Raw genomic sequence first — 17312 nt, forward strand, 5'->3', positions numbered from 1 at the left:
CCTACGGGTGCATTTTGTCCGCATCAAGCGCCCCACACAAGACTATGCCCTAAACTCCAACCACTTTACGCAAAATATCGATATACACCGGCATTAACGGATGGCGAATTAACACCACCAGCGCCACCACGCCGATGGCAGAAATCAACGGCGTCAGCCACAACAAACGACCGTAGGACAAATAATGACTCAAACGGTCAGTCGCTTTACCACTGCGCCATAACCGCCAGCACAGCCAGCCACCAACCCACAAAAATACCGCCGTCGCCAGCAGCAACCATTTAAACTCACCGCTCTGCATTCCGGCTGGAATATCGATCGCCGCGCCCGCCAGAATCCCTGGCAGGAAGTAAAACGGCGGCCACAGCAGGCAGCCGATAATATTCGGCGTAATAAATTTAGCCACCGGCAGATCCAGCATTCCCGCCACCATTGGCACCAGCGGACGCGTCGGGCCAACAAAACGACCGACCAGAATGGTGAACATGCTGTGTTGATGCAACGCATGTTCAGTTTTATCGAGTAATGCTTTGTTCTTCTTCAGAAATGACCAGCGATGCAACGGCTTTTTAAAACGCCAGCCCAGCCAGAAGGAGATCCAGTCGCCCAGCAGACAACCGACGATCCCTGCCAGCCAGGCGTGCCAGAAACTTAACTCGCCGCTGCCAATCAGCGCTCCCAGCCCCGCCATCAGCACCGTACCGGGTAGAATCAAACCGACCAGCGCCAGCGACTCCAGAAAGGCCACCAACACCACCGCCATCAATGAATACACGGTGGATTGGGTAATAAAGTGTTCCAGCAATGCTTGCATAATGTGCCTGTCAAATGGACGAAGCAGGGATTCTGCAAACCCTATGCTACTCCGTCAAGCCGTCAATTGTCTGATTCGTTACCAATTATGACAACTTGACGGCTACATCATTCACTTTTTCTTCACAACCGGCACGGAACTCGCTCGGGCTGGCCCCGGTGCATTTTTTAAATACTCGCGAGAAATAGAGTTGATCGTCAAAACCAACATTGCGACCGACGGTGGCGATAGGCATCCGGGTGGTGCTCAAAAGCAGCTTCGCCTGGCTGATGCGTTGGTCCTCGCGCCAGCTTAAGACGCTAATCCCTAACTGCTGGCGGAAAAGATGTGACAGACGCGACGGCGACAAGCAAACATGCTGTGCGACGCTGGCGATATCAAAATTGCTGTCTGCCAGGTGATCGCTGATGTACTGACAAGCCTCGCGTACCCGATTATCCATCGGTGGATGGAGCGACTCGTTAATCGCTTCCATGCGCCGCAGTAACAATTGCTCAAGCAGATTTATCGCCAGCAGCTCCGAATAGCGCCCTTCCCCTTGCCCGGCGTTAATGATTTGCCCAAACAGGTCGCTGAAATGCGGCTGGTGCGCTTCATCCGGGCGAAAGAAACCCGTATTGGCAAATATTGATGGCCAGTTAAGCCATTCATGCCAGTAGGCGCGCGGACGAAAGTAAACCCACTGGTGATACCATTCGCGAGCCTCCGGATGACGACCGTAGTGATGAATCTCTCCTGGCGGGAACAGCAAAATATCACCCGGTCGGCAGACAAATTCTCGTCCCTGATTTTTCACCACCCCCTGACCGCGAATGGTGAGATTGAGAATATAACCTTTCATTCCCAGCGGTCGGTCGATAAAAAAATCGAGATAACCGTTGGCCTCAATCGGCGTTAAACCCGCCACCAGATGGGCGTTAAACGAGTATCCCGGCAGCAGGGGATCATTTTGCGCTTCAGCCATACTTTTCATACTCCCGCCATTCAGAGAAGAAACCAATTGTCCATATTGCATCAGATATTGCCGTCACTGCGTCTTTTACTGGCTCTTCTCGCTAACCCAACCGGTAACCCCGCTTATTAAAAGCATTCTGTAACAAAGCGGGACCAAAGCCATGACAAAAACGCGTAACAAAAGTGTCTATAATCACGGCAGAAAAGTCCACATTGATTATTTGCACGGCGTCACACTTTGCTATGCCATAGCATTTTTATCCATAAGATTAGCGGATCCTACCTGACGCTTTTTATCGCAACTCTCTACTGTTTCTCCATACCCGTTTTTTTGGATGGAGTGAAACGATGGCGATTGCAATTGGCCTCGATTTTGGCAGTGATTCTGTGCGAGCTTTGGCGGTGGACTGCGCCAGCGGTGAAGAGATCGCCACCAGCGTAGAGTGGTATCCCCGTTGGCAAAAAGGGCAATTTTGTGATGCCCCGAATAACCAGTTCCGTCATCATCCGCGTGACTACATTGAGTCAATGGAAGCGGCACTGAAAACCGTGCTTGCAGAGCTTAGCGTCGAACAGCGCGCAGCTGTGGTCGGGATTGGCGTTGACAGTACCGGCTCGACGCCCGCACCGATTGATGCCGACGGTAACGTGCTGGCGCTGCGCCCGGAGTTTGCCGAAAACCCGAACGCGATGTTCGTATTGTGGAAAGACCACACTGCGGTTGAAGAAGCGGAAGAGATTACCCGTTTGTGCCACGCGCCGGGCAACGTTGACTACTCCCGCTATATTGGCGGTATTTATTCCAGCGAATGGTTCTGGGCAAAAATCCTGCATGTGACTCGCCAGGACAGCGCCGTGGCGCAATCTGCCGCATCGTGGATTGAGCTGTGCGACTGGGTGCCAGCTCTGCTTTCCGGTACCACCCGCCCGCAGGATATTCGTCGCGGACGTTGCAGCGCCGGGCATAAATCTCTGTGGCACGAAAGCTGGGGCGGCCTGCCGCCAGCCAGTTTCTTTGATGAGCTGGACCCGATCCTCAATCGCCATTTGCCTTCCCCGCTGTTCACTGACACCTGGACTGCCGATATTCCGGTGGGCACCTTATGCCCGGAATGGGCGCAGCGTCTCGGCCTGCCTGAAAGCGTGGTGATTTCCGGCGGCGCGTTTGACTGCCATATGGGCGCAGTTGGCGCAGGCGCACAGCCTAACGCACTGGTAAAAGTTATCGGTACTTCCACCTGCGACATTCTGATTGCCGACAAACAGAGCGTTGGCGAGCGGGCAGTGAAAGGTATTTGCGGTCAGGTTGATGGCAGCGTGGTGCCTGGATTTATCGGTCTGGAAGCAGGCCAATCGGCGTTTGGTGATATCTACGCCTGGTTCGGTCGCGTACTCGGCTGGCCGCTGGAACAGCTTGCCGCCCAGCATCCGGAACTAAAAGAGCAAATTAACGCCAGCCAGAAACAACTGCTTCCGGCGCTGACCGAAGCATGGGCCAAAAATCCGTCTCTGGATCACATGCCGGTGGTGCTCGACTGGTTTAACGGCCGCCGCACACCGAACGCTAACCAACGCCTGAAAGGGGTGATTACCGATCTTAACCTCGCTACCGATGCTCCGCTGCTGTTCGGCGGTTTGATTGCTGCCACCGCCTTTGGCGCACGCGCAATCATGGAGTGCTTTACCGATCAGGGGATCGCCGTCAATAACGTGATGGCGCTGGGCGGCATCGCGCGGAAAAACCAGGTCATTATGCAGGCCTGCTGCGACGTGCTGAATCGCCCGCTGCAAATTGTTGCCTCTGACCAGTGCTGTGCGCTCGGTGCGGCGATTTTTGCTGCCGTCGCCGCGAAAGTGCACGCAGACATCCCATCAGCCCAGCAAAAAATGGCCAGTGCGGTAGAGAAAACCCTGCAACCGTGCAGCGAGCAGGCACAACGCTTTGAACAGCTTTATCGCCGCTATCAGCAATGGGCGATGAGCGCCGAACAACACTATCTTCCAACTTCCGCCCCGGCACAGGCTGCCCAGGCCGTTCCGACTCTATAAGGACACGATAATGACGATTTTTGATAATTATGAAGTGTGGTTTGTAATTGGCAGCCAGCATCTGTATGGCCCGGAAACCCTGCGTCAGGTCACCCAACATGCCGAGCACGTCGTTAATGCGCTGAATACGGAAGCGAAACTGCCCTGCAAACTGGTGTTGAAACCGCTGGGCACCACGCCGGATGAAATCACCGCTATTTGCCGCGACGCGAATTACGACGATCGTTGCGCTGGTCTGGTGGTGTGGCTGCACACCTTCTCCCCGGCCAAAATGTGGATCAACGGCCTGACCATGCTCAACAAACCGTTGCTGCAATTCCACACCCAGTTTAACGCGGCGCTGCCGTGGGACAGTATCGATATGGATTTTATGAACCTGAACCAGACCGCGCACGGCGGTCGCGAGTTCGGCTTCATTGGCGCGCGTATGCGTCAGCAACATGCCGTGGTTACCGGTCACTGGCAGGATAAACAAGCCCATGAGCGTATCGGCTCCTGGATGCGTCAGGCGGTCTCTAAACAGGATACCCGTCATCTGAAAGTCTGCCGTTTTGGCGATAACATGCGTGAAGTGGCGGTCACCGATGGCGATAAAGTTGCCGCACAAATCAAGTTCGGTTTCTCCGTCAATACCTGGGCGGTTGGCGATCTGGTGCAGGTGGTGAACTCCATCAGCGACGGCGATGTTAACGCGCTGGTCGATGAGTACGAAAGCTGCTACACCATGACGCCTGCCACACAAATCCACGGCGAAAAACGACAGAACGTGCTGGAAGCGGCGCGTATTGAGCTGGGGATGAAACGTTTCCTGGAACAAGGTGGCTTCCACGCGTTCACCACCACCTTTGAAGATTTGCACGGTCTGAAACAGCTTCCAGGTCTGGCCGTACAGCGTCTGATGCAGCAGGGTTACGGCTTTGCGGGCGAAGGCGACTGGAAAACCGCCGCCCTGCTTCGCATCATGAAGGTGATGTCAACCGGTCTGCAGGGCGGCACCTCCTTTATGGAGGACTACACCTATCACTTCGAGAAAGGCAATGACCTGGTGCTCGGCTCCCACATGCTGGAAGTCTGCCCGTCGATCGCCGCAGAAGAGAAACCGATCCTCGACGTTCAGCATCTCGGTATTGGTGGTAAGGACGATCCTGCCCGCCTGATCTTCAATACCCAAACCGGCCCAGCGATTGTCGCCAGCCTGATTGATCTCGGCGATCGTTACCGTCTACTGGTTAACTGCATCGACACGGTGAAAACACCGCACTCCCTGCCGAAACTGCCGGTGGCGAATGCGCTGTGGAAAGCGCAACCGGATCTGCCAACTGCTTCCGAAGCGTGGATCCTCGCAGGTGGCGCGCACCATACCGTCTTCAGCCATGCGCTGAACCTCAACGATATGCGCCAGTTCGCCGAGATGCACGACATTGAAATCACGGTGATTGATAACGACACCCGCCTGCCAGCGTTTAAAGACGCGCTGCGCTGGAACGAAGTGTATTACGGATTTCGTCGCTAAGTAGCCGCATCAGGTGTGTAACGCCTGATGCGACGCTGACGCGTCTTATCAGGCCTACACGCTGTGATTTTGTAGGCCGGATAAGCAAAGCGCATCCGGCATTGTTTTCCCCCTCGCCCCTTTGGGGAGAGGGCCGGGGTGAGGGGAAACGACCTCTCAGGAGTCAACATGTTAGAAGATCTCAAACGCCAGGTATTAGAAGCCAATTTGGCGCTGCCAAAACATAACCTGGTCACGCTCACCTGGGGCAACGTCAGCGCCGTTGATCGCGAGCGCGGCGTCTTTGTGATCAAACCTTCCGGCGTCGATTACAGCATCATGACCGCCGACGATATGGTCGTGGTCAGCATCGAAACCGGTGAAGTGGTTGAAGGTACGAAAAAGCCCTCCTCCGACACGCCAACTCACCGGCTGCTCTATCAGGCATTCCCGTCCATTGGCGGCATTGTGCACACACACTCGCGCCACGCCACCATCTGGGCGCAGGCGGGTCAGTCGATTCCAGCAACTGGTACCACCCACGCCGACTATTTCTACGGCACCATTCCCTGCACCCGCAAAATGACCGACGCAGAAATCAACGGCGAATATGAGTGGGAAACCGGTAACGTCATCGTAGAAACCTTCGAAAAACAGGGTATCGATGCAGCGCAAATGCCCGGCGTTCTGGTCCATTCTCACGGCCCATTTGCATGGGGCAAAAATGCCGAAGATGCGGTGCATAACGCCATCGTGCTGGAAGAGGTCGCTTATATGGGGATATTCTGCCGTCAGTTAGCGCCGCAGTTACCGGATATGCAGCAAACGCTGCTGGATAAACACTATCTGCGTAAGCATGGCGCGAAGGCATATTACGGGCAGTAATGACTGTATAAAACCACAGCCAATCAAATGAAACCAGGCTATAATCAAGCCTGGTTTTTTGATGGATTTTCAGCGTGGCGCAGGCAGGTTTTATCTTAACCCGACACTGGCGGGATACCCCGCAAGGAACAGAGGTCTCCTTCTGGCTGGCGACGGACAACGGGCCGTTGCAGGTTTTCCTTGCGCCGCAAGAGTCCGTGGCGTTTATTCCCGCCGATCAGGTTCCCCGCGCTCAGCATATTTTGCGGGGTGAACAAGGCTTTCGCCTGACGCCGCTGGCGTTAAAGGATTTTCACCGCCAGCCGGTGTATGGCCTTTACTGTCGCGCCCATCGCCAGTTGATGAATTACGAAAAGCGCCTGCGTGAAGGTGGCGTTACCGTCTACGAGGCCGATGTGCGCCCGCCAGAACGCTATCTGATGGAGCGATTTATCACCTCGCCGGTGTGGGTCGAGGGTGATATGCACAATGGCGCTATCGTTAATGCCCGTCTGAAACCGCATCCCGACTATCGCCCGCCGCTCAAGTGGGTGTCTATTGATATTGAAACCACCCGCCACGGTGAGCTGTACTGCATCGGCCTGGAGGGCTGCGGGCAGCGCATCGTTTATATGCTGGGGCCGGAGAATGGCAACGCTTCCGCGCTCGATTTCGAACTGGAATACGTCGCCAGTCGCCCGCAGCTACTGGAAAAACTTAACGCCTGGTTTGCCAACTACGATCCTGATGTGATCATCGGTTGGAACGTGGTGCAATTCGATCTGCGAATGCTGCAAAAACATGCCGAGCGTTATCGTATTCCGCTGCGGCTGGGGCGCGATAACAGCGAGCTGGAGTGGCGCGAGCACGGCTTTAAAAACGGCGTCTTTTTTGCCCAGGCTAAAGGGCGGCTAATTATCGACGGTATCGAGGCGCTGAAATCCGCGTTCTGGAATTTCTCTTCATTCTCGCTGGAAACTGTCGCTCAGGAGCTATTAGGCGAAGGAAAATCTATCGATAACCCGTGGGATCGAATGGACGAAATTGACCGCCGTTTCGCCGAAGATAAACCTGCGCTGGCGACTTATAACCTGAAAGATTGCGAGCTGGTGACGCAGATTTTCCATAAAACTGAAATCATGCCGTTTTTGCTCGAACGAGCAACGGTGAACGGCCTGCCGGTAGACCGCCACGGGGGATCGGTGGCGGCGTTTGGTCATCTCTATTTTCCCCGGATGCATCGCGCTGGTTATGTCGCGCCTAATCTCGGCGAAGTGCCGCCGCACGCCAGCCCTGGCGGCTACGTGATGGATTCGCGACCTGGGCTTTATGATTCGGTGCTGGTGCTGGACTACAAAAGCCTGTACCCGTCGATCATCCGCACCTTTCTGATTGATCCCGTCGGGCTGGTGGAAGGCATGGCGCAGCCTGATCCAGAGCACAGCACCGAAGGCTTTCTCGATGCCTGGTTCTCGCGAGAAAAACATTGCCTGCCGGAGATTGTGACTAACATCTGGCACGGGCGCGATGAAGCCAAACGTCAGGGTAATAAGCCGCTGTCGCAGGCGCTGAAAATCATCATGAATGCCTTTTATGGCGTGCTCGGCACCACCGCCTGCCGCTTCTTCGATCCGCGGCTGGCATCGTCGATCACCATGCGTGGTCATCAGATCATGCGGCAAACCAAAGCGTTGATTGAAGCGCAGGGCTACGACGTGATCTACGGCGATACCGACTCAACGTTTGTCTGGCTGAAAGGCGCACATTCGGAAGAAGAAGCGGCGAAAATCGGTCGTGTACTGGTGCAGCACGTTAACGCCTGGTGGGCGGAAACGCTGCAAAAACAACAGCTGACCAGCGCACTGGAACTGGAGTATGAAACCCATTTCTGCCGTTTTCTGATGCCAACCATTCGCGGAGCCGATACCGGCAGTAAAAAGCGTTATGCCGGGCTGATTCAGGAGGGCGACAAACAGCGGATGGTGTTTAAAGGGCTGGAAACCGTGCGTACGGACTGGACGCCGCTGGCCCAGCAGTTTCAGCAGGAGCTTTACCTGCGTATCTTCCGCAACGAGCCATATCAGGAGTACGTCCGCGAAACCATCGACAAACTGATGGCGGGTGAACTGGATGCGCGGCTGGTTTACCGTAAACGCCTTCGCCGTCCGCTGAGCGAATATCAGCGTAATGTTCCGCCTCATGTACGCGCCGCTCGTCTTGCCGATGAAGAAAACCAAAAGCGCGGTCGCCCCTTGCAATATCAGAACCGCGGTACCATTAAGTACGTATGGACCACCAACGGCCCGGAGCCGCTGGACTACCAACGTTCACCACTGGATTACGAACACTATCTGACCCGCCAGCTACAACCCGTGGCGGAGGGAATACTCCCTTTTATTGAGGATAATTTTGCTACACTTATGACCGGGCAACTTGGGCTATTTTGAGCAAAAAAAGAGTTCGCCAGATACCATTTTGATGCGTGACGAATGCTTTGCCATCCAGTACCATAGCGCCCTTTCCATTCCTGGACCTGAATAACACCACTACCTCATAAGCACGGTAGCGGGTGGTTATTGCCTGCAATTAAAGATATAGAGCCGAACACATATGCCTTTTACACTTGGTCAACGCTGGATCAGCGATACAGAAAGCGAATTGGGACTTGGAACCGTTGTCGCGGTGGATGCGCGAACTGTCACTTTACTTTTCCCATCTACTGGTGAAAACCGTCTGTACGCACGCAGTGATTCCCCCGTGACCCGCGTGATGTTCAACCCTGGTGATACCATTACCAGCCATGACGGCTGGCAGATGCAAGTCGAAGAAGTAAAAGAAGAAAATGGCTTGCTGACCTATATCGGTACTCGCCTGGATACTGAAGAGTCCGGCGTAGCCCTGCGTGAAGTTTTCCTTGATAGCAAACTGGTGTTCAGCAAACCGCAGGACCGCCTGTTTGCCGGGCAGATTGACCGTATGGACCGCTTTGCGCTGCGTTATCGCGCGCGTAAGTATTCCAGCGAACAGTTCCGTATGCCGTACAGCGGCCTGCGCGGTCAGCGTACCAGCCTGATCCCGCACCAGCTCAACATCGCTCATGATGTTGGCCGCCGCCACGCGCCGCGCGTCCTGCTGGCTGACGAAGTGGGTTTAGGGAAAACCATTGAAGCCGGGATGATCCTTCATCAGCAACTGCTCTCTGGCGCTGCTGAACGTGTGCTGATTATCGTCCCGGAAACCTTACAGCATCAGTGGCTGGTAGAAATGCTGCGCCGTTTCAACCTGCGCTTTGCGCTGTTTGATGATGAGCGTTATGCCGAAGCTCAGCACGATGCTTACAACCCGTTCGACACCGAACAGCTGGTGATTTGCTCGCTGGATTTTGCCCGTCGTAGCAAACAGCGCCTGGAACATCTCTGTGAAGCCGAATGGGACCTGCTGGTGGTCGATGAAGCGCATCACCTGGTGTGGAGAGAAGATGCGCCAAGCCGTGAATATCAGGCCATTGAACAACTGGCAGAGCACGTGCCGGGCGTTCTGCTGCTGACCGCGACCCCGGAACAGCTGGGGATGGAAAGCCACTTCGCCCGTCTGCGTCTGCTGGACCCGAACCGTTTCCACGATTTTGCGCAGTTCGTTGAAGAGCAGAAAAATTATCGTCCGGTTGCGGACGCCGTTGCCATGCTGCTGGCAGGTAACAAACTGAGCAATGACGAACTGAACATGCTTGGCGAGATGATCGGCGAGCAGGATATCGAGCCGCTGTTGCAAGCAGCAAACAGCGACAGCGAAGATGCCCAGAGCGCCCGTCAGGAACTGGTTTCGATGCTGATGGATCGCCACGGCACCAGCCGCGTGCTGTTCCGTAACACCCGTAACGGTGTGAAAGGATTCCCGAAACGCGAGCTGCACACCATTAAGCTGCCGCTACCGACGCAGTATCAGACGGCTATTAAAGTCTCCGGCATTATGGGCGCACGTAAAAGTGCGGAAGATCGTGCTCGCGATATGCTCTACCCGGAGCGTATTTATCAGGAATTTGAAGGTGATAACGCCACCTGGTGGAACTTCGATCCGCGCGTTGAGTGGCTGATGGGCTACCTGACCAGCCATCGCTCTCAGAAAGTGCTGGTGATCTGCGCTAAAGCTGCCACTGCGCTGCAACTGGAGCAAGTACTGCGCGAACGTGAAGGTATCCGCGCTGCTGTGTTCCACGAAGGCATGTCGATTATTGAGCGTGACCGCGCTGCCGCCTGGTTTGCTGAAGAAGACACCGGCGCACAGGTACTGCTGTGCTCGGAAATCGGTTCTGAAGGACGTAACTTCCAGTTCGCCAGCCACATGGTGATGTTTGACCTGCCATTCAACCCGGATCTGCTGGAGCAGCGTATTGGTCGTCTGGATCGTATCGGTCAGGCGCACGATATTCAGATCCATGTGCCTTATCTGGAAAAAACTGCTCAGTCGGTGCTGGTGCGCTGGTATCACGAAGGTCTGGATGCATTCGAGCACACCTGCCCGACCGGACGCACTATTTACGATAGCGTATACAACGATCTGATTAACTATCTGGCTTCACCGGATCAAACCGAAGGCTTTGACGATCTGATCAAAAACTGCCGCGAGCAACATGAAGCGCTGAAAGCACAACTGGAACAGGGGCGTGACCGCCTGCTGGAAATCCACTCCAACGGTGGCGAAAAAGCCCAGGCACTGGCAGAAAGCATTGAAGAGCAGGATGACGATACCAACCTGATCGCCTTCGCCATGAACCTGTTCGATATTATCGGTATCAATCAGGACGATCGCGGCGACAACATGATCGTGCTGACCCCGTCCGATCATATGCTGGTGCCGGACTTCCCTGGCCTGTCGGAAGATGGCATCACCATCACCTTTGATCGTGAAGTGGCGCTGGCGCGTGAAGATGCACAGTTTATTACCTGGGAGCATCCGCTGATCCGCAACGGTCTGGATCTGATCCTTTCTGGCGATACTGGTAGCAGCACGATTTCACTGTTGAAAAACAAAGCGTTACCGGTAGGTACGCTGTTGGTGGAACTGATTTACGTGGTCGAAGCCCAGGCGCCGAAGCAGTTGCAGCTCAACCGCTTCCTGCCACCGACGCCGGTACGTATGCTGCTGGATAAAAATGGCAACAACCTGGCGGCCCAGGTGGAGTTTGAAACCTTTAACCGCCAGCTTAACGCGGTTAACCGTCACACCGGCAGCAAACTGGTTAATGCCGTGCAGCAGGATGTTCACGCTATCCTTCAGTTGGGTGAAGCACAGATCGAGAAATCTGCCCGTGCACTGATTGATGCCGCACGTAACGAAGCCGACGAAAAACTGTCTGCCGAGCTGTCTCGTCTGGAAGCGCTGCGCGCAGTGAACCCGAACATTCGTGACGACGAACTGACCGCCATTGAGAGCAACCGTCAGCAGGTAATGGAAAGCCTGGATCAGGCAGGCTGGCGTCTGGATGCCCTGCGTTTGATCGTTGTAACGCATCAGTAACGGAGCCGAAAATGGGGATGGAAAACTACAATCCACCGCAGGAACCCTGGTTGGTTATCCTGTATCAGGATGACCACATTATGGTGGTCAACAAGCCGAGCGGTTTGTTGTCTGTGCCGGGTCGTCTGGAAGAGCACAAAGACAGCGTGATGACGCGCATTCAGCGTGATTATCCGCAGGCAGAATCGGTGCATCGTCTGGATATGGCTACCAGCGGCGTGATTGTAGTGGCGCTGACCAAAGCCGCGGAGCGGGAGTTAAAACGCCAGTTCCGCGAGCGCGAGCCGAAAAAGCAGTATGTGGCCCGCGTCTGGGGGCATCCATCCCCTGCGGAAGGTCTGGTAGATCTGCCGCTGATTTGCGACTGGCCAAACCGCCCGAAACAGAAAGTCTGTTACGAAACAGGTAAACCTGCGCAGACGGAATATGAAGTGGTGGAGTATGCGGCGGATAACACGGCAAGAGTGGTGTTAAAACCGATTACCGGGCGTTCGCATCAATTGCGTGTGCATATGCTGGCGCTGGGTCATCCGATTCTCGGCGATCGTTTTTATGCATCACCGGAAGCGAGAGCGATGGCACCGCGTTTGTTGCTACATGCAGAGATGTTGACGATTACCCATCCGGCGTATGGCAATAGTATGACGTTTAAAGCGCCAGCGGATTTTTAACCTTTCCTGTACGTTTATACCCTCATCCTAAGGGCTGCCTCTTGTACATAAATCCCCGAGTCCGGGGATTTTTTGTTTCTGCCAAACTGCTTTCAGTTGTTGCGTGTGGCTACGCTTTCCATTCGGTAATTCCCTTTCTGCTCCACAGCGATTTTTTGAACTTTTTCTTCACCCGTTGATCGTCTCTACTATTTCATTTTATCGGGTCTGTTATGGTCCTTTCTGATTGTTATTCATGGGCTAATTAGCAGTCTGGTTGGCGATGCCCATCTCGGTGATCCGGGTCGTGCACGACGCCTTGCGTCACGAGCCTCTTCTCTCGCTCATCATGCAGGTCTTTCTAATTGTGAAATCATCCCACGCTACTGCTAAGGTTGAAGGGGCGTTCCAGCCCCTTCAACCTTAGCTTATTCTGGATCATTCAATAATTGCGTTGGCAATAATTTCTTCAGCAGTACTTTGTTTAGTAGCAACTTCTTCAGTATCAATTTTTTTGGGGGTGATTTTATTAATAATAATTACCTCATCATATAGGTGGGTAGCACCGTCCACGGTAGCACCGTCCAGGATAGCACCGTCCAGGGTAGCACCGTCCAGGTTAGCATTCCACCCAGGTTCCAAGTAAAGGACTTTATTGTGACCTTTCATTGTTTTGAGACCAAAGTAACAATCCCTCATGTCAACGCCGGGAAGGTAAGCCTCTCTAAGATCAACGCCCAAGTTACCTGGGCCTTTATGCAGCTGCAACGTCTGAGTACATATCTCCTTATTTTCAATAAAAAAAGTGACACTTAACTCGATATCACCGAAGGTCTGGGCGACCCAGCTCATACTGCCCTTTGCGACCATCTCATCCGGATTTTTTGCGCATGTTTTGAGTTCATTGAATAATTCCAGGCTATTGATAAACTTTTCTTTCTCATTCTCGTTGACAGCCCCAGTAAAGTATTTTGAGGCGTTGATATTGCCAGCCTTTTTATTCACGAAATTGAACAGAAGTTTATAAGCCTCAGTCTGTTTATCTGACCAGAACAGATGACGTAACGTCTCCCACAAGCGTTGAAAGATATTCATCTTCACGTCAATCTTGTCCCCGCTCACCATCTTATAAATATCGTTATTGCTCATATTTAAAAGCGTAGCCGGCATGCCTGGAACTGATACTTTCATGGTAATAGCCTCGCATTGAGTTAAAAACTCATGATGCGCGCTCTGAATAAATATACTTTCAAAAATCGCTCATTCAGATATGTGTTTTTTATTTTTAAGACGTAAAAATATAATTCCGCTCGTCGTAAAGCTCTCAACCTTAAGCAGGGTCAACGCGATAAAACCAACAGAAACCCTCCCGTAAACCGTGTATTGAGCCTGTCCACCACTCTGAGTAAACGCCTTTTCTCAAAGAAGTGACCGCCAGGGCGGCCACCTTTAATCGTGGGCAGTTACTCAGCATCATTTACAGGGTCACTTAAACCCTTTCTGCTGCTTAATCAATTCATAGGCCTGCTGAATTTCCTGCGCTTTTTGCTTCGCCATCTCCATCATCTCAGGCGGCAAACCTTTCGCCACCAACTTATCGGGATGGTGTTCACTCATCAGCTTACGGTAGGCACGTTTGATGGTGGTCGCATCATCCGTCGGCTTCACGCCCAAAACATTACAGGCATCTTCCAGCGTCGGGCCACGCTGCGCTTGCTGCCAGTTACCACCGCCAGATTGCTGCTGATAACCGCCGCCAAACTGTGCACCGCCCTGCATCATGCGCAAAAACTGGTCAAACTGGGCGCGGGAGATCCCTAATTCTTCAGCAATGACATACAGCACCGCCCGTTCATTCGGGTGCAGTGAACCATCAGCAAACGCCGCCTGAATCTGGATCTCCAGAAACATACGAATTAAGTCAAAACGACCAAAGCAGACACTGCGAAACTGGCGCATCTTTTCGCGCAGCGGGTAATTGTCTGATTTTCCCACCCGGAACGCGTTTTGCGCCGCAGTACGGGAAGCGCCATGAAGGTTCATTCGGTCCATCAACTGGCTGGCGATATGAATATCAGCCTCCGTGACGCGACCTTTGGATTTGGTTAAATGCCCCATCACTTCAAAAGTGGTGGCAAAAAACAGCGCCTGACGCTCACGCTGGTTGGCGAACCACGCCATTTTACGGCTACGGGCTTTATCAAACATATGACCAATTAACAGGCCTAACACTACGCCCCAAAAGCCGCCGCCCATCAGTAAGGCCACGGCCACGCCAATGATTTTTCCCCAATACTGCATATATTCCCCAAATCGACACACGGATATCAGGGCTATCTCCCACAATATAAAGGTGCTTTTACCGTTTTCCGGCTGCGGTCAATTGTGGGACATCGCCTATAATTTGCATTATCATACCTGTCATTCAATGCCGTGCCTAACACCACTGACGCTATTCGGACAGGATTAACACTAGCGTAGAGATGACGAGTACGTTAGTCTCTGACCGTTTGTCACGCGCAACGTTACCGATGATGGAACAATAAAATCAACGTATGAAAAAACGTATCCCCACTCTCCTGGCCACCATGATTGCCACCGCCCTTTATAGTCAACAGGGACTGGCAGCCGACCTCGCCTCACAGTGCATGTTGGGCGTGCCAAGCTATGACCGTCCTCTGGTACAGGGCGATACCAATGACTTACCCGTGACTATCAATGCTGACCACGCGAAAGGGGACTACCCGGATGACGCCGTGTTTACTGGCAGCGTGGATATCATGCAGGGTAACAGCCGTCTGCAGGCCGACGAAGTGCAGCTCCATCAAAAAGAGGCACCAGGACAACCGGAGCCGGTACGTACCGTTGATGCGCTCGGTAATGTCCATTACGACGATAACCAGGTGATCCTCAAAGGGCCGAAAGGCTGGGCGAATCTGAACACCAAAGATACCAACGTCTGGGAGGGTGATTACCAGATGGTGGGTCGCCAGGGCCGCGGTAAAGCGGACCTGATGAAACAACGTGGCGAAAACCGCTATACCATTCTGGATAACGGTAGCTTTACCTCCTGTCTGCCGGGTTCTGACACCTGGAGTGTGGTAGGTAGCGAAATTATTCATGACCGCGAAGAACAAGTTGCGGAGATCTGGAACGCCCGCTTTAAGGTGGGTCCGGTACCGATCTTTTATAGCCCCTATTTGCAGTTGCCGGTGGGTGACAAACGTCGCTCTGGTTTCTTGATCCCGAACGCCAAGTACACCACCACCAACTACTTTGAGTTCTACCTGCCATATTACTGGAACATCGCGCCAAATATGGATGCCACCATCACGCCGCATTATATGCATCGTCGTGGCAACATCATGTGGGAGAACGAATTCCGCTACCTCTCCCAGGCGGGCGCTGGCTTGATGGAACTGGACTATCTGCCTTCAGATAAAGTCTATGAAGATGAACACCCGAACGATGACAGTTCACGTCGTTGGTTGTTCTACTGGAACCACTCCGGGGTCATGGATCAGGTGTGGCGTTTCAACGTCGACTACACCAAGGTCAGCGATCCTAGCTACTTCAATGATTTCGATAACAAGTACGGTTCCAGTACTGACGGCTACGCAACGCAAAAATTCAGCGTTGGCTATGCGGTGCAAAACTTCAATGCCACCGTTTCAACCAAGCAGTTCCAGGTCTTCAGCGAACAGAACACCAGTAGCTACTCGGCAGAGCCGCAGTTAGACGTTAACTACTACCAGAATGATGTTGGTCCGTTTGATACGCGTATTTACGGCCAGGCAGTGCACTTTGTTAACACCAGAGACGACATGCCTGAAGCAACTCGTGTTCACCTGGAACCGACCATCAATTTGCCGCTCTCTAATAACTGGGGCAGCATCAATACCGAAGCGAAGTTGCTGGCAACCCATTATCAGCAAACCAATCTTGACTGGTATAACAGCAATCCACAAAACAATAAGTTGGCAGATTCTGTTAACCGTGTAATGCCGCAATTTAAAGTTGACGGTAAAATGGTCTTCGAACGTGATATGAATCTGCTGGCACCGGGCTTTACCCAAACGCTGGAACCGCGCGTGCAGTATTTGTACGTGCCGTATCGCGATCAAAGCGATATCTACAACTACGACTCTGCCTTATTGCAATCCGATTATTCGGGCCTGTTCCGGGACCGGACTTACGGCGGTCTTGACCGTATTGCCTCCGCTAACCAGGTGACGACCGGTGTCACATCTCGCATATATGATGATGCTGCCGTTGAACGTTTTAATATTTCTGTTGGTCAAATCTACTATTTCACGGAGTCTCGCACTGGCGATGACAACATAACATGGGAGAATGACGACAAAACGGGCTCACTGGTGTGGGCAGGCGACACCTACTGGCGTATCTCCGAGCGTTGGGGATTGCGTGGCGGGATTCAGTACGACACTCGCCTGGATAATGTGGCGACCAGTAGTTCTAGTATTGAGTATCGCCGAGATGAAGACCGTCTGGTGCAGCTGAACTACCGTTACGCCAGCCCGGAATATATTCAGGCTACACTGCCAAGAGACAGTAGAGATAAACGTTGGAATGCCCCTCAGTACAAAGATGGTATTTCGCAGGTAGGTGCTGTCGCCAGCTGGCCAATTGCCGATCGTTGGTCCATTGTTGGGGCCTACTACTACGACACCAATGCGAACAAGCAAGCCGACTCTATGTTAGGTGTGCAATACAGCTCCTGCTGCTATGCAATTCGCGTCGGTTACGAGCGGAAGCTGAACGGTTGGGATAACGATAAACAACATGCGGTATATGACAACGCAATCGGCTTTAACATCGAACTTCGCGGCCTGAGCTCCAATTACGGTCTGGGTACGCAAGAGATGCTGCGTTCGAACATTCTGCCGTATCAAAACACTTTGTGATTTGTTGATTTACCACGTAATCCGCAGTGCGGTTAATTGAAATGGAA

General features: G+C 53.2%; 11 protein-coding genes and 1 pseudogene. 8 read left to right on the top strand and 4 right to left on the bottom strand.

Annotation, left to right across the window (positions count from 1 at the left end):
• Positions 1–49 precede the first annotated feature (49 nt).
• A complete protein-coding gene (locus ACJHW7_RS06935) occupies positions 50–814 on the bottom strand; it encodes a DedA family protein (protein ID WP_021556404.1) in 765 nt (254 codons plus the stop codon).
• 85 nt (positions 815–899) lie between these two features.
• Positions 900–1778 (bottom strand): arabinose operon transcriptional regulator AraC, encoded by an 879-nt coding sequence (gene araC, locus ACJHW7_RS06940; RefSeq protein ID WP_001300811.1) that lies wholly within the window; start codon positions 1776–1778, stop codon positions 900–902.
• Positions 1779–2116: 338 nt separating this feature from the next.
• Between araC and araB the strand changes: the two genes are divergently transcribed.
• From araB to ACJHW7_RS06975, 7 genes and pseudogenes are all read left to right on the top strand, one after another.
• A complete protein-coding gene (araB, locus tag ACJHW7_RS06945; protein ID WP_021556403.1) occupies positions 2117–3817 on the top strand; it encodes a ribulokinase in 1701 nt (566 codons plus the stop codon).
• A gap of 10 nt (positions 3818–3827) precedes the next feature.
• Positions 3828–5330, top strand: a complete 1503-nt coding sequence (gene araA / locus ACJHW7_RS06950) for an L-arabinose isomerase (protein WP_000151726.1) — start codon at positions 3828–3830, stop codon at positions 5328–5330.
• Positions 5331–5498: 168 nt separating this feature from the next.
• The gene (gene araD, locus ACJHW7_RS06955; RefSeq protein WP_000888658.1) at positions 5499–6194 is read left to right on the top strand and encodes an L-ribulose-5-phosphate 4-epimerase; all 696 of its coding nucleotides are present in this window, start codon (positions 5499–5501) and stop codon (positions 6192–6194) included.
• Positions 6195–6268: 74 nt separating this feature from the next.
• Positions 6269–8620: a DNA polymerase II gene (gene polB / locus ACJHW7_RS06960; protein WP_021556402.1), complete on the top strand. Its 2352-nt coding sequence runs from the start codon at positions 6269–6271 to the stop codon at positions 8618–8620.
• Between the two features lie 163 nt (positions 8621–8783).
• Entirely contained in the window at positions 8784–11690 is a 2907-nt protein-coding gene (gene rapA, locus ACJHW7_RS06965) for an RNA polymerase-associated protein RapA (RefSeq protein WP_021556401.1), read from the top strand.
• Positions 11691–11701: 11 nt separating this feature from the next.
• Complete coding sequence (rluA, locus tag ACJHW7_RS06970) at positions 11702–12361, top strand: bifunctional tRNA pseudouridine(32) synthase/23S rRNA pseudouridine(746) synthase RluA (protein WP_000525176.1); 660 nt, start codon at positions 11702–11704, stop codon at positions 12359–12361.
• Between the two features lie 212 nt (positions 12362–12573).
• Positions 12574–12752: pseudogene (locus ACJHW7_RS06975) on the top strand (transposase DNA-binding-containing protein); the annotation flags it as partial.
• 26 nt (positions 12753–12778) lie between these two features.
• Here the strand turns inward: ACJHW7_RS06975 and espY1 are convergent.
• Together espY1 and djlA are read right to left on the bottom strand one after the other, a co-directional pair.
• Positions 12779–13531 carry a T3SS effector EspY1 gene (espY1, locus tag ACJHW7_RS06980; RefSeq protein WP_021556400.1) on the bottom strand — a complete coding sequence of 251 codons (753 nt, stop codon included), beginning with the start codon at positions 13529–13531 and terminating at the stop codon, positions 12779–12781.
• Positions 13532–13825: 294 nt separating this feature from the next.
• A complete protein-coding gene (gene djlA, locus ACJHW7_RS06985) occupies positions 13826–14641 on the bottom strand; it encodes a co-chaperone DjlA (protein WP_001200573.1) in 816 nt (271 codons plus the stop codon).
• A gap of 254 nt (positions 14642–14895) precedes the next feature.
• On the opposite strand from djlA, the gene lptD reads away from it, so the two are divergent.
• Complete coding sequence (gene lptD / locus ACJHW7_RS06990) at positions 14896–17265, top strand: LPS assembly protein LptD (protein WP_021556399.1); 2370 nt, start codon at positions 14896–14898, stop codon at positions 17263–17265.
• Positions 17266–17312: the final 47 nt, after the last annotated feature.

It is taken from the genome of Escherichia sp. WS1152 (assembly GCF_046487665.1).
In the GTDB taxonomy this organism is placed as follows: Bacteria; Pseudomonadota; Gammaproteobacteria; order Enterobacterales; family Enterobacteriaceae; genus Escherichia; species Escherichia coli.